19 protein-coding genes are annotated in these 20,254 nt (G+C 57.6%); 6 read left to right on the top strand and 13 right to left on the bottom strand.

The annotated features are described in order from the left end of the window. Positions 1-32 precede the first annotated feature (32 nt). Genes QEO92_RS14645 through QEO92_RS14625 form a run of 5 tightly spaced genes read right to left on the bottom strand, consistent with a single transcriptional unit; the run spans position 33 to position 6,174 of the window. On the bottom strand, positions 33-1,640 hold the full coding sequence (locus QEO92_RS14645) for an ABC transporter ATP-binding protein (protein WP_227703539.1): 1,608 nt from the start codon (positions 1,638-1,640) through the stop codon (positions 33-35). Beyond that, positions 1,640-2,455, bottom strand: coding sequence for an ABC transporter permease (locus tag QEO92_RS14640; RefSeq protein WP_227703538.1), 816 nt, complete (start codon positions 2,453-2,455; stop codon positions 1,640-1,642). Before QEO92_RS14640 ends, QEO92_RS14645 begins: the two co-directional genes overlap by 1 nt. After that, positions 2,452-3,405: an ABC transporter permease gene (locus QEO92_RS14635; protein WP_227703537.1), complete on the bottom strand. Its 954-nt coding sequence runs from the start codon at positions 3,403-3,405 to the stop codon at positions 2,452-2,454. Before QEO92_RS14635 ends, QEO92_RS14640 begins: the two co-directional genes overlap by 4 nt. A 3-nt stretch (positions 3,406-3,408) precedes the next feature. Beyond that, entirely contained in the window at positions 3,409-4,977 is a 1,569-nt protein-coding gene (locus tag QEO92_RS14630) for an ABC transporter substrate-binding protein (protein ID WP_227703536.1), read from the bottom strand. Between the two features lie 36 nt (positions 4,978-5,013). Further along, on the bottom strand, positions 5,014-6,174 hold the full coding sequence (locus tag QEO92_RS14625; protein ID WP_210057786.1) for a C45 family autoproteolytic acyltransferase/hydrolase: 1,161 nt from the start codon (positions 6,172-6,174) through the stop codon (positions 5,014-5,016). Positions 6,175-6,281: 107 nt separating this feature from the next. Here QEO92_RS14625 and QEO92_RS14620 point away from each other — a divergent pair, with 107 nt between their 5' ends. Continuing rightward, positions 6,282-7,154, top strand: coding sequence for a GntR family transcriptional regulator (locus QEO92_RS14620; protein ID WP_210057784.1), 873 nt, complete (start codon positions 6,282-6,284; stop codon positions 7,152-7,154). Between the two features lie 13 nt (positions 7,155-7,167). On the opposite strand, the gene QEO92_RS33240 is transcribed toward QEO92_RS14620, so the two are convergent. The 7 genes from QEO92_RS33240 to QEO92_RS14590 form a co-directional block, all read right to left on the bottom strand. After that, positions 7,168-7,434 (bottom strand): hypothetical protein, encoded by a 267-nt coding sequence (locus QEO92_RS33240; protein ID WP_407721338.1) that lies wholly within the window; start codon positions 7,432-7,434, stop codon positions 7,168-7,170. A gap of 4 nt (positions 7,435-7,438) precedes the next feature. Beyond that, a complete protein-coding gene (locus QEO92_RS14610) occupies positions 7,439-7,744 on the bottom strand; it encodes a group II truncated hemoglobin (RefSeq protein ID WP_280107522.1) in 306 nt (101 codons plus the stop codon). A 4-nt stretch (positions 7,745-7,748) separates the two neighbouring features. After that, positions 7,749-8,036 carry a hypothetical protein gene (locus QEO92_RS33235; protein WP_425272380.1) on the bottom strand — a complete coding sequence of 96 codons (288 nt, stop codon included), beginning with the start codon at positions 8,034-8,036 and terminating at the stop codon, positions 7,749-7,751. Between the two features lie 315 nt (positions 8,037-8,351). Beyond that, a complete protein-coding gene (locus QEO92_RS14605) occupies positions 8,352-9,281 on the bottom strand; it encodes a HEPN domain-containing protein (RefSeq protein WP_210057782.1) in 930 nt (309 codons plus the stop codon). 158 nt (positions 9,282-9,439) lie between these two features. Then, positions 9,440-11,647 (bottom strand): relaxase/mobilization nuclease domain-containing protein, encoded by a 2,208-nt coding sequence (locus QEO92_RS14600; RefSeq protein WP_210057780.1) that lies wholly within the window; start codon positions 11,645-11,647, stop codon positions 9,440-9,442. A gap of 1 nt (position 11,648) precedes the next feature. Continuing rightward, positions 11,649-12,020: a plasmid mobilization protein gene (locus QEO92_RS14595; protein ID WP_210057779.1), complete on the bottom strand. Its 372-nt coding sequence runs from the start codon at positions 12,018-12,020 to the stop codon at positions 11,649-11,651. A gap of 923 nt (positions 12,021-12,943) precedes the next feature. Beyond that, complete coding sequence (locus QEO92_RS14590) at positions 12,944-15,199, bottom strand: capsular polysaccharide export protein, LipB/KpsS family (protein ID WP_210059092.1); 2,256 nt, start codon at positions 15,197-15,199, stop codon at positions 12,944-12,946. Positions 15,200-15,281: 82 nt separating this feature from the next. Between QEO92_RS14590 and QEO92_RS14585 the strand changes: the two genes are divergently transcribed. Beyond that, complete coding sequence (locus QEO92_RS14585) at positions 15,282-15,962, top strand: FkbM family methyltransferase (protein ID WP_210059090.1); 681 nt, start codon at positions 15,282-15,284, stop codon at positions 15,960-15,962. Between the two features lie 447 nt (positions 15,963-16,409). Here the strand turns inward: QEO92_RS14585 and QEO92_RS14580 are convergent, their stop codons facing one another. Then, the gene (locus QEO92_RS14580) at positions 16,410-17,054 is read right to left on the bottom strand and encodes an acyltransferase (RefSeq protein WP_210059088.1); all 645 of its coding nucleotides are present in this window, start codon (positions 17,052-17,054) and stop codon (positions 16,410-16,412) included. Between the two features lie 112 nt (positions 17,055-17,166). Between QEO92_RS14580 and QEO92_RS14575 the strand changes: the two genes are divergently transcribed. Genes QEO92_RS14575 through tnpB form a run of 4 tightly spaced genes read left to right on the top strand, consistent with a single transcriptional unit; the run spans position 17,167 to position 20,197 of the window. Beyond that, positions 17,167-17,457, top strand: a complete 291-nt coding sequence (locus tag QEO92_RS14575) for a transposase (RefSeq protein ID WP_320443027.1) — start codon at positions 17,167-17,169, stop codon at positions 17,455-17,457. After that, complete coding sequence (locus QEO92_RS14570) at positions 17,372-17,875, top strand: hypothetical protein (protein WP_227703534.1); 504 nt, start codon at positions 17,372-17,374, stop codon at positions 17,873-17,875. The genes QEO92_RS14575 and QEO92_RS14570 overlap by 86 nt, the downstream gene beginning before the upstream one ends. After that, positions 17,875-19,965, top strand: a complete 2,091-nt coding sequence (locus QEO92_RS14565; RefSeq protein ID WP_227703533.1) for a recombinase family protein — start codon at positions 17,875-17,877, stop codon at positions 19,963-19,965. The genes QEO92_RS14570 and QEO92_RS14565 overlap by 1 nt, the downstream gene beginning before the upstream one ends. Then, complete coding sequence (gene tnpB, locus QEO92_RS14560) at positions 19,919-20,197, top strand: transposase (RefSeq protein ID WP_227703532.1); 279 nt, start codon at positions 19,919-19,921, stop codon at positions 20,195-20,197. The genes QEO92_RS14565 and tnpB overlap by 47 nt, the downstream gene beginning before the upstream one ends. Positions 20,198-20,254 lie beyond the last annotated feature (57 nt).

Genomic DNA, 20,254 nt, shown 5'->3' with positions numbered 1-20,254 from the left:
GGGAGGCCACTGCTCACCGATTTCTCGTCTCGTCAGGCCGCGATCTTAAGGGTCGGCGTCGCCTCGAGCAGGGCTTGCGTATAGGGATGTTGCGGGTGATCCAGGATCCGGTCGACACTGCCTTCCTCGGCGATCAGGCCCTGCTGCATGACGACGATCCGATCGGCCACGCGGGAGACGGCGCCAAGATCGTGTGAAATGAACAGGCAGGCGAAGCCATGGTTCTCCTGCAGCCTGCGGAAGAGATCGAGGATCTGCTTCTGGATCGTCATGTCCAGCGCCGAGACCGGCTCGTCGGCAACGACGAAGGCCGGATTGCGGATCACCGCCCGCGCAATTGCGACGCGTTGTCTTTGCCCCCCGGAAAGGGCATGCGGGAAACGCTCGCCAAGCCCGGCAAGTCCCACCTCGTCGAGCATGGCGCCAACCCTTTCCGCCTTCTCCGCCCGGCTGAGTTTCGGGCCATGTGCCAGCGGCTCGCCGATGATGTCGGAGATCTTCTGGCGCGGGTCGAGGGAGGAGTAGGGGTCTTGGAAAACGAGCTGGCATTGCAGGCGATAATCACGCCGTGTCGCGCGATCGGTGGATGCCATCGGGCGCCCGCGGAAAAACACGTCCCCGTCGGAAAGCGGCAGCAGGCCGAGCATTGCCCGGCCGAGCGTCGTCTTGCCGGAACCCGAGCCGCCGACGACCGCCACGACTTCGCCTGGGCGAACGCTAAGCGAGACGCCGCGCACGGCAAGCTTCTTTTGCGCCGTGCTGAACATGTTGCCGGCACCCGAGAAGGTGACCTCGACATTGCGCGCCTCAATCAGCGGAGCCCCATCGGCAGGCGGCTTTCGTCCGTGTTCGCGCTTTGGAAGCGCGTCGATCAGCGTGCGCGTATATTGTTCCCTTGGATGATGAAGCACCTCTGCCACCGGCCCCGTCTCGATCAGTTTGCCGCGCTCCAGAACGATGACCTTTTTGGCATATTGCGCGACGAGGCCGAGATTGTGGGTGATGAGCAGCACCGCCGTGCCGAAGGTGCGGGTGAGATCCACCATCACTTCCAGAACCTCGCGCTGCGTCAGCGTGTCGAGCGCGGTGGTCGGTTCGTCGGCGATCAGCAGTTTCGGCCTGAGCAACATGACGGATGCGAGCATGATGCGCTGGCGCATGCCGCCGGAAAACTGGTGCGGGAAAGCCGAGAGACAGGCCGCCGGGTCGGCGATTTTTACCCGTTCGAGCATTTCCGTCGCGCGGGCGAGAGCTTCGTCCAGCGTGAGATGTTCATGCAGCCGCAGGCCCTCGACGAGCTGGGCACCGATCGTCATCGCGGGATTGAGCGAGACCATCGGCTCCTGGAAAACCATGCCGATCCTTGCGCCGCGAACCTGGCGTATCTCGGCATCCGACATGTTCAGGACATCGCGGCCGTCGAACAGGATTTCGCCCGCAACCGGCGTGATTGCCCTGGGAAGCAGCCGCATGGCGGCGCGGGCCGCGACCGTCTTGCCGCTGCCGCTTTCGCCGACCAGCGCCACGATGCTGCCAGCCTCGACATCGAAGGACACGTCGTGCAGAACCGGATGGCCGTTGGATGTCTCGACGCGAAGGTTGCGGACGCTCAGCAGAGGGCGGGAGGTTTCGATATTCATCACCGTTGCTCCATTCTCGGATCGAAGCGGTCGCGCAACGCGTCACCCAGAAGGTTGATGCCGAGCAAAGTCAGCGAGATGCAGATGCCGGGGGCAAGCCCGAGCCATGGGGCCTTTTCGATATAGGTGCGCGCCGCCGACAGCATGTTGCCCCAGGTCGGCGCCGGTGGCGGAACGCCGAGCCCCAGAAAGCTCAGCCCGCTTTCCGCCAGCACCACCCACCCGAACATGGAGGTCGCGAGCACCACGATCGGCGCCGTGCAGTTCGGTAGGATATGCTTGAACATCGTGGTGAATTCGCAATTGCCGATGACACGGGAGGCTTCGACATATTCGCGCTCACGGGCTGAAAGAACGCTGGCGCGGACGATACGCAGCACCGACGGGGAATATGCGATGCCGAGTGCGAGGATGATGCCATATTTGTTCGGACCGGAAATCACCATCAGACCAAGCGCCAGCAGGGTGCCGGGAAAGGCGAGCAGTGCGTCGCTGAAGACCATCAGGATGCGATCTGCCAGTCCGCGCGTATATCCGGCGATCAGGCCGGTCAAGGTGCCGACGGTGACCGCGAAAGCGACAGTCAAGATGGCGACCGTCATGCTCTGCACCGCGCCGGTCATCAGGCGGGAGACGACGTCGCGGCCGAATTCGTCGGTGCCGAGCCAGAATTGCGCCGATGGCGGTTTCAGCCTGGAGATGAGCTTGATCGCCGCTGGATCATAGGGCGTCCAGAACAGCGCAAGCAGCGCCATGCCGCCAATGAAGATCAGCAGGATGGAGCCGATGATCAGGTTTGCGGGTTGTCTGATCATGACGCGGTGACCCGCGGATCGAACAACGGATAGCAAAGATCCACGATCAGATTGACGATCACGTAGATCAAGGCCGTGAACAGAAGACATCCCTGTACCACCGGATAGTCGCGAGCGAAGATCGCATCGACGAGAAGGCGCCCGAGACCGGGCAGTGTGAAGACGGTTTCCAGAACCGCGATGCCGCCCAGCAGACCGCCGAGCACCAAGCCGATCATCGTCCAGGTCGGGGCAAAGGCATTGGGCAGCACGTGGCGCAGCAGGATCTTTCGTTCCGAAAGGCCCTTGGCGCGGGCGTGCATGACATATTCCAGCCGCAGGACTTCGATGGCGCTTGCGCGCATCATGCGGGTCAGCACGCCGACCTCGATCAGCATCAGCGTTACCACCGGGAGGATCACATAGGTGATCGCGGTCCAGGGCTTTTCGGTAAACGGTACGTAGCCGACGACCGGCAGCCATCCGAGCTTCAGCCCGAAGACCAGCAGCAGGACGAGGCCGAGCCAGAAGCTCGGAACCGACATCAGCAATGTCGATAGGGCGACGATCGCGACGTCCACATGCTCGTTTTGCCGCCAGGCTGCAATAAGTCCGGCCGGGACTGCGATCACGGTTGCGAGTGCCACGGCGACAAGCACGATTGTGGCGCTGACCTGGAAACGGTCGAGCATCAGCGGCAGGACCGCCGCACCGTTGGAGATCGAGTGACCGAGATCGCCCCTAAGCATATTGCCGAGCCAATAGACGAACTGCAGCGGCACAGGCTGGTCGAGGCCGAGATTGGCGCGCAGGTTGGCCAGTTCTTCCGGGCTGGCGTTATCGCCGAGGATCAACTGGGCGGGGTCACCGGGGATCATCCTCACCAGGAAGAACACCATGGCGGCCACGAGCAGGAGTGTCGGAAGCGTCCATAACAGACGCTTCGCGACATATTTCGAAAGGGCGTGCATGGCTTACTTTCCGGCCGCGAAGGAGACGCCCCACATGCGCGGATAACCGACCGGCCAGGTCTTGTAGCCGTCCACATTGGCGCGCACCGCGCCGATGCGGGTGCCGGAATAAAGCGGGATCAACGGCACGTCGGCGCGGATCATGCCTTCCAGCTTGTCGAACAGGACCTGGCGTTTTTCGCTGTCGCTGACGGTCGTGCTCTCTGCGATCAGCTTCAGGCCTTCCGGATTGTCCCAGACCTTGTTGGGGCTCTTGTCCTTGTTGCCGCTGACCATGTCGAAGGAGAGCGAAGGATCGAGCCTGGCGGAATAGGTAAACGACATGGCCGAATAGTTGCCGGCCGTATAACGGTCGAGCAGCGTTGCCCAATCGAGCGTTTCGATTTCGATATTGATGCCGGCTTCCTGAGCCATTGCCTGCACGAGTACGGCTGCATCGAAGAGTGAGGGATAGAACTTTGTCGCCAGCCACTTGATCGGCTGGCCCTTGTATCCCGCTTGTGCGAGCAGCGTCTTGGCCGCTTCGAGATCGCGGGCCGGTACGTCCTTCTGCAGCTTGCCGGAATAGGGGCTTGGAACCGGAATGACCGAGAGGTTGGCCGGCGCCTGGCCGTTGGTCAGCGCTTCGGCGATCTGCGGGAGATCGAGCGTGAGCAGCAGCGCCTTGCGGATTCGGACATCCTTCAGGAGCGGATCTCGCGTCTGGAAAAGAAGCCCGGTAAGGCCCATGCTGGCGACCTTGTCGACCTTCAACTCGTCGCTTGCCGAAAACTCTTCGACATCGGCATTGTTGACGTCGCTGATGACGTCGATATCGCCGGAATATAACGCCGCCTTGGCCGCGGCATCATCGGGAATGACCATGAAACGCACGGCGGGGACCTTCGGCGTCTTGTTGCCCACGTAACCGCTTCGCTCGCCGCCGGGGGAGACGTAATTCGGATTGGCGGCAAGCTCGACATATTGACCGCTGCGCCATTCATTCAGCATGAACGGGCCGGTGCCGATCGGCTTTACCCATTTGCCGTCCGTATCGAGCGAGCTCTTGTGGTAGATGCCGGTGCCGCCGCAATCGGTGCGGGCAAGCGTGGTGAGGAAGAGGGCGGTCGGCTTTTCCAGCGTGAAGACGACGGACGAGGCGTCCGGGGCGGTGACGTTTGTAACGTTGGCGACGCCCGAACCCGTCACGTCCTTCAGGCAGCGCCACGCGGTCTTCGGATCGACGTAGCGTTGCCAGGAGGCCAGCACGTCGGCCGAGGTGAGCGGCTCGCCGTTGCTGAATTTCAGGCCGTCGCGCAGCTTGAACGTATAGGTCTTGCCGTCGGCGGAAATATCGACCGATTTTGCCAGCAGAGGCGCAATCGAGGCGTCGTCCTTATAGCCGACAAGGCCCTCGACCATGTGCAGCACGACCGCATCGCTGTTGGCATCGCGATTGACACCCGGATCGGTCGAGCGGATGTCGGCATTGATGCGCACCCGCATCATCTTGTCCTGCGCGATCGCCGTGCCGGCGGTTGCAGCCAGCAGCGCCATGACTGCCGTGGTCTTCAAGAGGGTTTGAAATTTCATTGGAGGCTCCCGTATTCGTTCCCTTGTTGGTTTTGGTTAGGCCGCGGTCGTCTGTGCCTTGCGGGGCTCGTCGACGGGCCTGATCTGCATGTCGAGGCTGTAGTCCCAGAAATGTGCTCCGAGCGCCGGCAGGAGTGCCACTTCCATGCGGCCTTCAGCCGGCACCATGACGATCATCGCCACCGTTGCGGACTGGTTGTTGGACAGCGATTTGCGCGGTGGGCGGCACACCGACCACGGGCTTTCGAACCGGTCGGAAAGTGCCGCCTTCACCGTGTCGACCGTAACCTTGCCGATATGCGGCTCGATCAGCTGGCGGACGCGCAGATCGCGATAAAGCGAATCCGGCATGTTGACGACGCCCCTGTCGAGCAGCTTCGACAGCGCGACCTGGCTTTGGAAGTGATTTGCATGCACAAGCACGCCGTTTTGCGGATGAATGAGAAAGGTCTCGTCTGGCGCGCATTCGAAATCGATCGCGACGCCATGTGCGTGGCCGATCATCATGTTGTTGGAGGCCGATTTGCGGGTGCCGTAGACCGCCTGCATCGACATCGCCAGATGATCCTGTTCGAGCACCTTGCGGCGGATGATGGCGAGCGGTACGCCGAGTTCACGGTAATCCCGATCGGTCTCCAGATAGTTGCCGCTGATGGAAATGCCCGCGGCGTTGAAGCCGGTGCGCGCAAGGCCGCCGGCCTCGGTGAAGGTGATGATATCCGGACCGTCGTTGCGCTTGATCTTCAGGACGATTGCGGTATCGGCGCATTCCGCCTTCCAGTCCCAGTTCTGGGCGTGAATGAAGGTCTTGTCGCGGCTGGCCTGCGGCATGATGAAGACGCCCGTGCAGCCGTCCGACTGAATGAAGTCGGCCTCACCCTTTTGCCTTCTTCGTGCAAGCTTGAGGATTTCCGTCCGTGCGTTGAGAAGAAGGATCGCCGCAAGGTCGATATTGACGGCTCTGGCGATGCCGCGCATCTCTTCGATATACTGGCTGCCGTAATTGTCGACCGCGCCGGCGAAGCGGTCGATCATTGCGGCAAGATCGCCATCCTTCAGGCCTGAGGAATGCAGCTGGACCTTGTAATGTTCGACGCCTGTGAGAATCCGGTCCGCAGCCTGCTCTCCGTATTGTTGGCCGCGTTCGAACGGCGTACCGGAAACTTCGATGAGGGGGCAGGGAAGGGGTGAGGTCATGGCGGCTTTTCCAGATGCTGAACGATGGCGAGGGCGGACCCGATTGCCTTCATCAAAAAAGTATTTCATAAAACAAAAACCAAAAATGACGGGAAGGCAAGCGGAAAATGTCGGACGCGAGCACGCCTCTTCAACAGGACCTGATGCGCCGCATCATCGACGTCATCCATGACGACGATCTAAAGCCAGGTGCGCGGCTGCGTCAGAACCAGCTTGCCGCCCGGCTCAGCGTCTCCCGCACGCCGGTGCGCATCGCACTGGAAATGCTGGCGGAGGAAGGTTTCGTGCAGCACGAGCCCAACCGCGGCATGAGGCTTGCAACAATCCCGCCACGCGTCGAAAAACCGGAAACGCCGCCGGAAGATGAAGAACTGCTCGTCGCCATCGCAAGGCTGCGCCGCGAGGGGGGGCTTGCCGAACAATTTGCCGAACTGGAGTTGATGCGGCTGACGGGCTGCGAGCGAACGCCGGTGCGCCATGCGCTGATCAAACTTGAGGGACTTGGCGTCATCGAGCGCCGGCAGGGCTATGGCTGGCAGTTCCTTGATCCGGTCCGCGATGCCCGCGCGCGCGCGGAAAGCTATGATTTCCGCCTGCTCATCGAATGCGCAGCCATCATGTCGCCTGAATTTTCTCTTTCCGCGGATTGGATAAAATCCATGCAGTCGCGGCATGAAGCGATATTGAGCGCGCCCTGGACGGATTCGTCGAGCGTCACGCTGTTTGAGATGAACGCGGAGTTTCACCTGGTCATCAGTGCGGCTTCCGGAAATCGCTATATCAAGGAGGCAATGCACCGCCAGAACCAGCTTCGGCGGCTATCAAACTACAACTGGCAGCACGGATCCGATCGCGTCGCGGTGACGTGCCGTGAACACCTGGAAATCCTTGAGCGGCTGGAAAAAGGCGATCAAGACGTGGCTGCGGCCTTGATGCGCAAGCATCTGATGGGCGCGCGGGGCACGGCAAAAGCGAGATGATGCATTTTGGTTTCTAAAATACCATATTGGTCAGCTGATCATCGCGACGCCAGACTTGCGCGCAGGGATGTGGTGACAAGCATCGCGTCTTTCGGGAGTATGCCAACCAAGTGCCCTCTACGGTTCCTCCGATGGCGTGCGCCAGGCACATGGTGGAGGCGGAACCCAGAAACAGCGTGTCGCCTGCGTGGCTTGCCGCTGCCGCCAGGGCGACGCCCATGGCCCCCATCATGCCGCTCACAAAAAGAATCAACGGCCGCAGATTGTCGAGTCTTTCCATCGGCCTATTCCCGGTTCTGCATGTGGAGGGCGAGGCGCTCGACCGGTGGCCAGATAATCTCGCGCAGCTTTTCGTTGTCGATCGTCTCGTCCAGCGCACGGCGGAAGCAGAGCATCCATTCGTCGCACTCCTGAGGGCCGATTGCCGCGGCGAAATGGCGGGCGCGCAGCCTCGGATGGCCATGTTTTTCCACAGAGACCGGAGGGCCTCCGAGATAACCGGTGAGATAATCGTAAAGCTTCGCCTCGCTGCCTTTAAGGCTCGGCGGATGGATGGCACGGCAACGGGCTGCTTCCGGCAGCGTATCCATCAGTTCATAGAAGCGCTTCACCAGGGCGCGCACCGTCGTGTCGCCGCCGATCGGCTATTCGGAGGTTGGCGATGATTGTCCGTGCAAGGTTGGATCGTCCGGCACTGATGGTCTCGTGGGGACGTCCTATTGACGACGAGGTGGGGATTACCGAATTTTCGGCGACTTCCGTGGCCTGGCTCTCGAGCATGATGCAACTGAGGCCTTCGCACCCGTCAGAGGCAATTGCGATCAGGCCGCAATTTTTGGTCTTGGCCGTTTCAAGAATCTCCGTTGCTGGAGAAATATGCATCCCACGGACGAATTGGCTGAAATGCCTGTCCTGCTTGGCTGCTTGAACTCGCTTATCGAGGCCGACCACTTCGTTTTGGACGGCTTCATTATGACTGTCGAAGGCCCCGTCCTTTCAAGGACCTGGCAGGGATAGAGGAGCAAGCATAATAACTTCTGTCACCGGGACATTGGGTGCCCGGGCAAGAGGCAACCGTGATCGATACCCTTGGCAGCGAGTTCGGATCCGTCGGTTGATTCGACGACCTTAGGACGAGTTAGCCAGCCCGCGAGCGTGGCAGTTCGGCCTGTGGAGGCAGAGGAGATGGCATTCGGGCTACGGTATTTTCATCAGGCGCTCTTCGCAACTAACCCGGACGAGCCCTTGAAGCACTTGGATGCGCTCGATCAGCCATTCCAGCTCTTCTTCGGTGATCTCGTAATGCGGAGAATAGCGCGCGTCGACATAAGCGCGATCGAGCCGCTCGAAACAGCGGCGAGCAAACTTGGTATCTCGCGGCCACGCCTCGATCAGTCGCGGGTCGATCCGCTCGGCCGAAGAGCGCAGGAATTTCAGGCGATGCGACTTAGGCGAGTAGAGGGTCAGGACAAGCAGGGCGCAGTGATAAAGCTGTTCTGTCGCCTGATGAAGATTGAATGCAGCATGATTGACTTGCCCACTGCCCAAAGAATATTGACCGAGATGAAGGGAAAAACCCGCAGCAGGAAACCATTTTTCGAAGTAACCTTGGGCCTCTTTTCGCGCCACGTCCTCGCTGAGAAGTCTTGGCGTCACAAACGGATGCCCTTCCTTCTCGTAGAGCATGATGCCGTCGCGGATGATGTCGATAAAGAATGGCCGTCCGCGTGCCAGCTGGTCGTTCACGTCCTGCAGCGTGTGAACGATGATGTTGACCGGTGTCTCGATTTCCTTGGTGATCGTCAATTCGCGCAGGAAATGATCGGATACCTCGTGCCATAGATCATTGTCTTCCCCGACGCTCTTCATGTTGACGACAACGAGAATGTCGTAGTCGGACCTGTAACCGCTCTTGCGGTCTTCCACCCAGTCGCCGCGGGCGTGCGAACCAAAGAGGATGACCTTCAAGATTCGCCCGGCTTTCTTCTTTTCGGAAAGCTTCGACTGTTGAGCCGCCTCGAATTCCTCGAAAATGATTTTCAAGGCGCGCGAAAGCTCCCGCTGCTTGCGCTCCGGAAGATGGCCGAGGCCGTCATTGTTGTCCGTCACCAAAACACCTGTGTCCATGGTCTGCGTCGCACCTTCATTCGCTGCAACTTACGCGCTCGGATCCGATTGGCAGTCAACATTCACCTCGGACTATCCGCCGTCAAGGACGCAAGCGCTGAAGGTTGGCGAAACATTGGAAGGCTGGCTTCGAAGGTCATCGGCTCCCATGAGCGAAGTCACCTCTCGTACTCGTCTCGGTCATTATCACGATCCCGTTCCCGGCTAGCCCGTAAATTCTGAAGCTCTGATATTGTTGAAACATCAAGTTGCCGATCACCGCTCTCGCGTTTCTGTTCCAATTGCCAAGCAGGTACGGCAGTAGCTCTGCCGGCTTCTGCCCCCTGCGTCGCAGAGCTTCGATCGGCATGGCTTTCAATGGTAGACCAGTCGTGAATTCTACCGCTCCCTGGGATTTCCGCTGATTTTAATATTCTTTCTTGCATAGTTTGTCTTATTTCCGATCTGAGCACCGCACGGTCATGCTCGTCATGTTTCGACCGGATCGCTGCTTCTCTCAGGCGCCCGAACGCTCTGAAGACCGACGTCGCGACCTCGGCGAGACTGCGACTTTCCGGCGCAGCGGCGGCGGTATCAGATCGTTCTCCGGTGTAGTGCTGATCGGCCGCTTCTCTCGCATGCTTCTTTTGTTCCGGCATGTGGCGTGGCGCTGGCGGACGGGGTCCTCGAATTGGTTCAGAGACGCTGCGATCGTTTCCCTCGGCCAGTTTCCGTTCAAGATCCCGCAGATCTTGCTTGGACCTCTCGGCAGCACTTGCCATCGCTTTCCTGTTTCCGCGCTGGGGTTCTCCGCTTGGGTTCGCCTCGGAGTGAAGCCTCTGCGCCGCTCCAGCAGTCCGATCAGACGTGAGCGGTAATTGTCTGACGGATTCCGACCGTCTATTTGATGATCGTCGATCGGCTACCTCAAACCGAAAAAGGGTCGATTTCGCGAATTGTTGGACTGTCTCGCTATAGCCCTGGCTGGCCAACGCCTGCCAGTTCCGTCGAGCCATTGCGCGATAGTCTCGGCTGCGCTCGCCGCCGGCGAGATGTGGAACCTCCAAGCGTTTATAATCGTAACGGCGTTGTGCGCTGAAACTCGTACCCTCATGCTTCGTGCGGCCGACATAGCTGACAGGTCGAACGTGATGGTTCGTATATGCAGGTGCTGTCACCGTTTCACGGCGGTCGGTCATCTCCATATTGATGCCGTTGGCACGGGCATTTTCCGCAAGGCTCAAGCGCCAGCGCCGAAGATCGGTAACCCAAGTCTTCAACCGATCACCGTAGTCTGACACTGTCGTAATGACGGCATGCGCGTGGATGTGGGGTCTTTTTCCCCCCTCACGCTGCGGCCTCGGATCTCGCATCGGATCATGCACTGCAAATATATACCGGTGTCCCTTGAATTCTTCGGCGAGGAAGGCCCGGACAGTGTCCTGAAACCGTGCGGCGTCCGTTCCACTGCTCGCCGATATGATAAGATGCAGCGTATCCCGCGGCCGGCTGCTTCCGAGGTTGTCCCGCCACCGTCGACGGACAAGCTCATTTGCCGCACTGACGTCAGCAACCGGTCTGCCGCGCTCGTCGTGAACCTGATCAGGATGCTTCTCAACGAGATCTCGAAGCCGTTTTGTCCCAAACCGAACGCCGTGACCATGACCGGTGAACTGGACGCTTACCGTTTCAGCCTCTCGCGACAGCGTTTCTTTCAGTCGCCCGGTTATCGCCCCGCTCGCCCGACGATCGGCTGTAAGACGGCCTTCTGTCGGAGACAGAAGCACGACCAATCCTTCTATGCGCACGGATTGTGGGGCCTGGGTCACCGTGAACGCAAATGATCTGTCTTTGAAGGCATATCTGGCAATCTGTAAGCCAGCATCCTCAGGTGGCCTGTGCGAAGCCTGCCAGGAAACTTCGATTTCGAACAGTCCGAGGTCCTGGCTCGCCTTTCGATTACTGAGGAGGGGCTCCCAATCTCTCACGGTAATATTCGGTGCGTGGCCGCCCGTTAGTGTTTCGCCACGCTCATTCTCGATTTTGACCTCGCCGCCGCGTGACACATAGTCAACGAGCTTTCTGGCCCCGATGCCGCCGCCAAAGCCGGCCACCTTGACGACCGCAGGCTGGGCTCCGGAGGCGAGGCTGACAAAACGTTGCCTCATGTCCCGTTCATCGCTGCAATCAAATCTTCCATGCGGTAAGCGCCCGGCATGGCTACCGGCATTCATTCCGGCTTGTTCCGGTGCCTGAGGAGCAAGACTTGCTCGTGCGCGCCGGCGCCAATCGTCCTCAAGCAATTCCTTTCTTTTCGAAATCTCCGGCAGGAGGGTCTCGCGCTGACCAAGCCACTCCTCTGCTAAGCGGTGATAGATCGGTTGCATTTCAACTCTTCCCTGGATGTGTCGTCAGTCTTTTCGTATGAGCGGACAACTCCACGCACAAAGCCGCGATCACACGCTGCATGCCGAGTACTTCTTGCTTGCAAGACGCTTCGGCAAACCGTTCATCGCGGTTGAGGGCGATCAACAGGCGAGTGAGGTTCAGCCCCTCCCGCTTGAGCTCATCGCGTAAAAAGAGAAGAAGCAGACGATCTTCCTCGGAATAGAACGGATGAACCCCGGCACGGTCGAGCGCCACGGAGCGAACAAAATCAGTCACGGTCGTTTGCGCCTGCGCCGCGGTTCGCGCTATCGCTGTAAGCTCATTTGCCGTAACACGGACGGAGATGCATTTTACTCTTTGCTGCTGGCCCATATGAGTAAACCTCAACCGTTGGTGCATCTCGATCGCTGCTCTTTGATGGCATTTTCAGCCTCGACCTCGATGTTTGGCAAATGCGACGGCGAGCATATCGCAGTTTCTTGCGCTGATCTAGGGAAGGTTACGTAATTTGTTATATTCTTGAGTTTTGGAGATACTGCAACCTTTCCGTTCCTCGGCTTTTCTTTTGATAAAAACTGTTATTTATCAGTGTTATATAGTAAAAAATTAATCAATTTTATTAATTTCCGTGGGATAAGTTTATAACCTTTTTCGTTAAATTACGAGATGGGACGATGAATGGATGTCCGAGGTAAAGCAAGAAATGCCGTGGCTGTATGAGTGACGAGGGATCGATGCATGCGCAGCCCGGGACAGGACTTCTCGACAAGCCAATGGTCCACCCGCGGATACATGAGAAGGAGTCGTCTTATGTCCAGAAATACTTCGTCAGGGAGTCGTCGCCTCACAAGGAGTGCGAAAGATTCTTTACGTTGTCGCCCATCGGGGTCCGAAAGCAAAATGTCTTTGGCGGCGGCGCTGGCTGTCTTACCTTCAGTCCTGGTCATGGTGGCGTTCCTTCCAGGGAACCAGGTGACGTTGAACATCATCAGCCTGTCATGGCCGCCCCTCAGTGAATTTGCAGAACCTTCGGCACACTACCCCTATCGCCAGATGCCGCGGCATGGCGCGGGCACACGCGGCGGTGGCCGTCGTCCTACACCGCGTGTGGGTCGACGCAACCTGGTTGAGCTTTGGAAAGAAGTCGGACGCACTCATGCGGAAGTCCAAACGCCGGGCGCGAATGGAAGCGAGCAACCCGCGGAAAGGTTGAAGAACGTGCAGGAGCGGCTTGACCACAATGGCCCCAATCAGAGAAGCCTCTTGAGGCTTTTGGACCGCGCCATCATCGCCGCCTAGCGCGGGAACAGGATGGCACCAATTCCGCGATACCATGGGTTTTTCAGGTTAGCGAAGAATGCGGCCGGGTCGGCGTTAAAATCGCGAACATCCTGCTTATTACCTATCCTGGCGACGAATGGTCGAACAATCACCATCGTGGCGGCCCGCAATCCAGTCGGTGCAAGCTTTTCTGCGGGTGACGTTGTTACTGCATTCGCAGGGGAAGAGCTTGCTTTTGCCGGTTTGCCAGTTATGCCGGTGCGCCCACCGAATGAGTAAAAAAGCGGAGCGTCAAGCGAAACGCCCGATGGGGGGGGGCCAAGATGAATCGGTTGCTCACTTAGGCCTCGAATGACTGAATAGACAGTCTTGCGCGAGACGCGCCGTAGCGAGCCGTCGTCTTGGATCTTTTCGATATATTCCGCTTTTCCAAAGGAATAGAAGTCAAAGATCAGATACTTGAGGAAACGTATCACGCGTTCTTCGTCGCGTGGAATGTCAGATTGCGCCATCGTGAGTAACTGTCCAGCCGATATTGCGGATTGCGCAATTCCGCGGTGGGCATAAAAAGAGTCTCCGCAGCAGATGACCGGCTTTCCGTAAGCGGCGGCAATAATGCCTGTTCCAGAGTTAATTACGACCACTTTATTGGCCAAATCGATCAGATCATTGATGTGAGTATTGTCATCAACAAAAACCACGCCCGGAATGTTGGGCCGCTCGGTCTCCAGAGGATGTTTTTTCGCGACGACCACATAGCGGCGAGGATCTATGCCGGCCGCCATGTGAGCAATCCAGTTATTGAATTCGGCTGCGTTCTGGCATGGCCCAGAAAAATAGACTGTCGCGGTATCTGATGGTCGCTGAAGAGCAACAAAGACGACTTTCCGGTCTCCAACGCCAAGAGACTGTCTGAGATGCTCGGCCCCGATGCGGTAGCCATTCTTCTCGAGTGTTTCATTGCTTAATCGCATCTGATCGATGAATTGCAGAGTCCGATCCCGATCTTCGGTGTCGAGTGGCTTATCCCAATATTCTGGGGCATACGACTCACTGTCAGCAAGGAACCCCTTGGGGTCGAAGAACCAACTGTCATTCAATGACCCGCGGTCATAAGTGACAAACCGCACACCACTTGCCCTAGTCGCCCGATAAAGCGATAAACGATGCTCGTTCCCGTAGGGATTAAGGAAAAGAATGCGAGAGATTCCCTCATCTCTAACGAAATTGAGCAGGCTATCACCGTCCTCGAACTGATCGTCGGGAATGCATTTGAAGCGGCCAAGCGCAGGGAGCACGTGCCGCAGAGATCGCGCGGGAGAAGTTCCCGGCCTTATTAGGGCCAAGGTGTATTCGGACGATGTTTCATCCATCAATGGGGGCAGTGACGTGTGACCCTTGTCGTAGTCCTGCATAATCCGCGAGACTCGTGACTGATTGTCCGTGCCTACATAGCCAAAGTCCATGCGGCGTGGATGCCATAGATGGGAGATAATAATACCGCGCTGGAAAACATCGATTCCGTACAACGCATAATATGCACGGAAACCTTCGTAGCTCTGAATCGAGTTGTTCCTGGTATTTTTGTAATAATCACGCGTTCTTGGTCCTCGATGGTTGTAAGAAGTGAGCCGGTGCATAAGTTCGAAATCTTCTGCGCCGTGCCCAGCGAAGCTCTGATCGTGGCCGCCGATCGCCAACAAGTGATATCTGTTAGCCACAATGGCAGATATCGCGTAAGTGTTGACCGAGAATACGGTCTTATCGTTCCGCATCACGCCGTCATGGACCATCAGGTCGGCAAATGTGCCGTCGCCATCGGAGTGCAAATCGAGATACTTCTTGGTGAATTCTTCGGTCAGATAAGCGCCTGGGATTGCGAAGAATTGATATGCGTTTTCCGGCATCCCGCGCAACCTGGCTTCGTAAATGACCCTCTCATAGCTTTCTCGAGAGAGTAGGAAATCGATATCGTGGTAAACTACCAATGGTGTAGTGGCATGCTGGGTCCCGATGTCTCTGGCGCGACCTATGCTGAACGGTTCTCTTCCTGTTTCGACACGCACCAGTTTTGTGCCCGTTTCATGGGATATTGCGGAAAGCTCGTCTTTTCGTTCGCTCGGAGTGCCGTAGTCAACGATGAGCGGCACATATGCTGCCGGTAGCGTCGCAATGATTCGCCGAATGCGCTCTGGCTCGTCGTAAAGCTGATCCTTGGATAACCGGACAGGGATAATCGCTGTAATCAGCGGGGTCCGAAAATCTGGCATGCTCAAGCTTCCCCTCGTGCTGTCTGATCGGTATACGTGCCCTCAGTTACCAAGGGATACCCCCGATGGGAAGGGCAGAAACATGAGCAGGCCAGAATACGTAGAGCATCTAGGAGTCAAGATCGCCGTTCCCGAAGCGGCCGTTTCGGATACGGTTCTGAGGTTCTTGAAAGAAGGGCGATACGAATCGCGCGAGGGAAAGATCCTTGATAAAATTATTGACGATGGCGAGAGGGTCCTCGAGTTAGGTGCTGGACTTGGTTTTATTTCGACAATCGCCGCGCGAAATAAGAAGACCGAGGCGGTCAGGGCCTACGAGGCTAATCCTGCGCTCGCCAGCGTGATTGCGGCGACCCACCGACTGAATTCGGTGGATAACGTGGATGTACGTACAGGCGTGTTGCTACGCGGATCATCAGCGAATGAAATGCCGTTTTACGTCAGGAATGACTTTTGGGGATCATCCCTCTCAAAAAAAGAGGGAGAGAAAAATGCCAAGGAGGTCATGGTTCCGGTCTTTGACCTGGCGGATGTAATCTATGATTTCCGGCCGACCATGATCGTATGTGACATCGAAGGCGGTGAAGTGGGGCTGTTCGATGGCATGCCGATGCCGCCGGTAAAGAAGATCCTGCTCGAATTGCATCAGCCGGTTATCGGTCCGGCAGGAGTGAAATCGGTGTTCGATTGTCTCTCGAAATCCGGGTTCTATTACGATCAGGATCACTCGATGACGGGCGTTGTTTTGTTCCGGAAGTTATAAGAGGGGACATCTGTTGATGAGGAGGTCGTGACGTGCCTAGCTATGTCCCGATGGAAATAGAACCTCGCTTTAGCGCGCTTGATCTTGAGTTGGCTCGTTCACTATGGACGCCGGCGCAAAGCTTTGTGGAGTATATCTGCGCCAAAACGAGGAGCAATCTCCGTATCGCTTTCCAGAAGATCGAGATAATGAGAATCGTCGACGATCTGCCACTCCTCGATCTGGAGGACGAGCAGACAAGCGGTATACTGCAGCATCACTTCGGTTACGTTGTATCGGATGCCGCTTTCTGGAGGGCAAACGAACGGACGATTGAAAGATCCGTAAACCCAATGACGCATTACCGATTCATCACGGGCAACTCGTGCGTCGACATTATCTCAAGCGCATCTCCGCATACTCGAGTGTTGGCCGTCGCAAATTAGTCGTCGCAGAACGTGCACGAGGCTATTGCTCGGGTGATAGGTAAAATTCCTCGGTGCGGTCGGATAATCCTAACTCCCATGTGACGCCCGTTCTCACGATACGTGCTGGGTTGCCGGCGGCGACGCAGTTTGATCCGACGCTCTTGGTCACGACGCTGCCGATTCCTACTGCTGACGCATTGCCAATGGTGACGCCTTTCAGAATTACAACGCGATCAGCCAGCCAGACATGATTGCCAATCGATATCGATCGGGATTTGTTTATTCTTTCGCGAGTAAAGGCGTCATAAACCGGGTGGCCATCTGCTGTGCGAATGACAATGTCTGAGCCAAAAAGACAATCGTTACCGACATCGACTGATGTACTCTCGACCGCTCGAATTAGGACATTTCCTGTCGCGTTCAGGCCCGTGCCGATTTCAACACGGCTATTGAGACCAACAGTGATCTTTCCACTGAGCCGACAGCCATCGCCAATGATCAATTTCGAGTTCCTGCCGACTTCTATCTGACAATGAGGAAGCGAGACGTCGTTCCCGATTTCGACGTGCGCATTGCGCTCTTTCAGCCAGAGAGCGCTTGCCGGGAATTTTACATTAGCCCCAGTCCGGACGGTATTCCCATTGTCATCTCGATAATCACGCAATTGAACAAGTTTTATAGCCACCGGCTTCTCCTATGGATGCCTTGGCTCGATACACGAACGAAAAACGTGGGGCAATCGTAAGCGCGTAGACCACCCCACGTATCTTTCGTACTGCTGATCGGCGATTTTCTGCATGAGTCATGCGGAGAATTCTATGAGCGACAGTGTGAATCACCCTCGAACCTTTGAGATTTTGACCGCGGAGCCCGTGCGAAGACGACGCAAGCCGCGTGCCTGGTCGGATGACGAAAAGGCGCGGATCGTCGCCGCGACGCTACAGCCTGGGGCGAATGTCTCGGCGGTTGCCCGGTCTGAAGGCTTGGATCCCTCGCAGCTTTATGAGTGGCGTCGCAACCAACGACCGACATTCTGCATACGGTTTTCGTTTCGCGACGATCGCCTATCCGTGGCATCCGCTGTTTAGGAGCGAGGTGCGGGTTTCGCCGTATCGGCGCGGCAAGAGCCTGATGTCCATCTATACGGACAAGCGGCCCGATCTATCCCATGAACTGCCGAATTGGATGTTCGACGAGAGCTACTGCAGCGGTATGACGCTTGGGCCACCCGAGATCAGCATCGCCGGTCTCGACGAGCTGGCAGTGACGCTCGCATCGTTCGGCGCGACTCGCTCAAGAGGCGCAAAATCCCGTCCTTCGAGGAAGAAGGAGAAGGATGATGCGAAGCAGGCGACATCAAAATCGCGACCAACTCGTTCTGCAGTTGGAGCGCAAAAATCTTCAGGTTCCAGCGGTCAAGAACGTCAAAGGGTTGGTGGAAGCGCTGGCGGATCTTCTGCTGGAAGCTCTGGAAGCGAACAGAATGACGAAGACGGGAGGCGTTGATGAACACGAAGATCACGCCTGACCATCTTCGCCGCGCCGCTGTGGTCTATGTCCGGCAATCCACAATGACTCAGGTCACCGGCAATCTCGAAAGTCAGCGCCGGCAGTATGATCTGGCTGGAGCTGCCGCAACGACTGGCTTTGCATCGGTGACTGTCATCGATGACGATCTCGGTCGCTCCGGCTCAGGTAGCATGGAGCGGCCCGGATTCGAACGGCTTGTGGCACAGGTCTGCTCCGGCGATGTGGGAGCGGTCTATTGCATCGAGGCATCGCGTCTGGCGCGCAATGGCAGGGACTGGCATCATCTGATCGACCTTTGCGCACTCGCCGGAACATTGGTCATCGATCCGGATGGCGCCTATGATCCCCGGCTCGTCAACGATCGCCTGCTGCTCGGATTAAAAGGCACGATGTCGGAGTATGAGCTTAGTTCAATGCGCCAGCGCGGCATCGCCGCGCGTGATTCCAAGGCAGGACGTGGGGAATTGCGGTTCATGCTGCCGCCGGGCTTGTGCTGGAGCGAGGTGGGTAAGATCGAGATTGATCCGGACGAACATGTGGCCGAAACGATCAGGCTCGTTTTTGCCAAATTCCGGGAACTGGGAAGTGGACGACAGGTTTTTTTGTGGCTGCGGTCGGCCGATATCAAGATGCCGGTCGTCCTGCGCAATGTCGACGTCTGCAAACTTGTTTGGAAAGCGCCGGCCTATCACAGCGTCATGCAGATCCTCCACAATCCACTCTACGCGGGTGCCTATGCCTTCGGAAGACGCGCGCAGCGAACGCGGATCATCGATGGCCGCGCTCGCAAAGCCACAGGGGTGCGCAAGCCAAGGGATGAGTGGAGCGTGCTGCTGCGCGACAATCATCAAGGCTATATCAGTTGGCGTGAGTATGAAGAGAACTACAAGCTTCTGACTGAGAACGCACACATGAAGAAGAATTGCGATCGCAAGTCAGCGCGTGGCGGCCGTGCGCTGTTGACCGGACTGATGCGATGCGGTCGCTGCGGCCGAATGATGCGCGTCTTCTACGGCAGCGCAAAAGGCAACGCGCATCGCTATCAATGCCGCGGCGACGATGCTCATGTGGGTGTCGGTCTTTGTATAGGCATTGGCGGCGTCAGGGTCGACCGCGCCGTTGCGATGCAGATTTTAGAAGCGGTGTCGGATCGTGCCGTCGAAGCGGCGATCTTCGCTTCGGATCAAGTCGAGCGGTCCCAAAGAGATGTTATTGCGGCAATCGAGCGGGACCTCGAAGGCGCACGCTACGAAGCGCTGCTGGCCAGTCGCAGGTACGAGCTCGTGGACCCGGCCAAGCGGCATGTTGCACGCGAACTGGAGGCCCGATGGAATGATGCCCTGGAGCGAGTAGGCTTGCTTGAGCGCAAGATCAAAGACCTATCCGCGCTGTCAGCAGCACGCCCTGTCATCGATCGTGGCCGCCTCCTCCAGCTTGCTCAGGATTTGCCGACCGTATGGAATGCGCCCTCGACGGAGACGCGAACGAAGCAGCGGCTCATCCACATCCTGGTTCAGGAGATTATTTGCGATCTCGATGATGCGACCAATGAGGCGGTGCTATTAATCCATTGGACCGGTGGTCGGCACACAGAGGTGCGTGTGGCGCGCGTCAAGACCGGAAGATATCCTGCCGAGCTCGCACCATCGGCCGTCGAAGCGTTACGGAAGCTGGGTGGGCATTGGCCAGATCGGGAACTCGCGGTATCCCTCAATCGGATGCTTTGCAAGACAGGTGATGGCGAGAGCTGGACGACCGTGCGTGTTCGTGACATGCGCGAGCGCCTGGGAATTCCCGAATATGATGCCACCAAAGTGGACGTACCGATGATCAGCTTGATGAAAGCGGCGGAGAAACTCGGTATTTGCGTCGGATCGGCCAAAAGCCTGGTGCAGAGAGGAATTTTACCTGCAACGCAAATCCTTCCCGGCTCACCGTGGATGGTTCCCGTCGAAGCATTATCCTCGGAAGCCGTCCGGATAGGGGTGCAGGGTGTCATCGATCGACGCCCGAAGTTTTATGAAGATTATCAATACGATAAAGTCATCCGGTTGCCCGGAATCTGATGGAGGGATGCATTATGAAGCGCACTGTGCCGATCGTATTCGTATTGTCTGGTGGGATGGCAGCGGTGTCTGCCTCTATTCGAAAACCTTGGAAGATCAAGGCTTCTGCTGGCCGGGCATATCGGCGGCACGGATACGTCTGGACCATTCTCAGCTGATGGCGTTGCTGGCCGGAATGGATTGGAAAAAGATCCGCCCGAACAAGGTCAGGCGACCCTTGTTGACGGGCTGACCGCGCCTGCGGCAAGATGAATCATGCCGCTGTAATGGTTGGGAAAACGGCTGTTTT

The organism is Neorhizobium petrolearium (genome assembly GCF_029854435.1).
Lineage (GTDB): Bacteria > Pseudomonadota > Alphaproteobacteria > Rhizobiales > Rhizobiaceae > Neorhizobium > Neorhizobium petrolearium.
Note: the sequence above shows the minus strand (reverse complement) of the source record. Positions and strands in the feature narration are given on the sequence as shown.

Coding starts and splice junctions, on each gene's coding strand:
- QEO92_RS14645 (WP_227703539.1), bottom strand. CDS start 1,640: ATGAATATCGAAACCTCCCGCCCTCTGCTGAGCGTCCGCAACCTTCGC.
- QEO92_RS14640 (WP_227703538.1), bottom strand. CDS start 2,455: ATGATCAGACAACCCGCAAACCTGATCATCGGCTCCATCCTGCTGATC.
- QEO92_RS14635 (WP_227703537.1), bottom strand. CDS start 3,405: ATGCACGCCCTTTCGAAATATGTCGCGAAGCGTCTGTTATGGACGCTT.
- QEO92_RS14630 (WP_227703536.1), bottom strand. CDS start 4,977: ATGAAATTTCAAACCCTCTTGAAGACCACGGCAGTCATGGCGCTGCTG.
- QEO92_RS14625 (WP_210057786.1), bottom strand. CDS start 6,174: ATGACCTCACCCCTTCCCTGCCCCCTCATCGAAGTTTCCGGTACGCCG.
- QEO92_RS14620 (WP_210057784.1), top strand. CDS start 6,282: ATGTCGGACGCGAGCACGCCTCTTCAACAGGACCTGATGCGCCGCATC.
- QEO92_RS33240 (WP_407721338.1), bottom strand. CDS start 7,434: ATGGAAAGACTCGACAATCTGCGGCCGTTGATTCTTTTTGTGAGCGGC.
- QEO92_RS14610 (WP_280107522.1), bottom strand. CDS start 7,744: ATGGATACGCTGCCGGAAGCAGCCCGTTGCCGTGCCATCCATCCGCCG.
- QEO92_RS33235 (WP_425272380.1), bottom strand. CDS start 8,036: ATGCATATTTCTCCAGCAACGGAGATTCTTGAAACGGCCAAGACCAAA.
- QEO92_RS14605 (WP_210057782.1), bottom strand. CDS start 9,281: ATGGACACAGGTGTTTTGGTGACGGACAACAATGACGGCCTCGGCCAT.
- QEO92_RS14600 (WP_210057780.1), bottom strand. CDS start 11,647: ATGCAACCGATCTATCACCGCTTAGCAGAGGAGTGGCTTGGTCAGCGC.
- QEO92_RS14595 (WP_210057779.1), bottom strand. CDS start 12,020: ATGGGCCAGCAGCAAAGAGTAAAATGCATCTCCGTCCGTGTTACGGCA.
- QEO92_RS14590 (WP_210059092.1), bottom strand. CDS start 15,199: ATGCCAGATTTTCGGACCCCGCTGATTACAGCGATTATCCCTGTCCGG.
- QEO92_RS14585 (WP_210059090.1), top strand. CDS start 15,282: ATGAGCAGGCCAGAATACGTAGAGCATCTAGGAGTCAAGATCGCCGTT.
- QEO92_RS14575 (WP_320443027.1), top strand. CDS start 17,167: ATGAGTCATGCGGAGAATTCTATGAGCGACAGTGTGAATCACCCTCGA.
- QEO92_RS14570 (WP_227703534.1), top strand. CDS start 17,372: ATGAGTGGCGTCGCAACCAACGACCGACATTCTGCATACGGTTTTCGT.
- QEO92_RS14565 (WP_227703533.1), top strand. CDS start 17,875: ATGAACACGAAGATCACGCCTGACCATCTTCGCCGCGCCGCTGTGGTC.
- tnpB (WP_227703532.1), top strand. CDS start 19,919: ATGAAGATTATCAATACGATAAAGTCATCCGGTTGCCCGGAATCTGAT.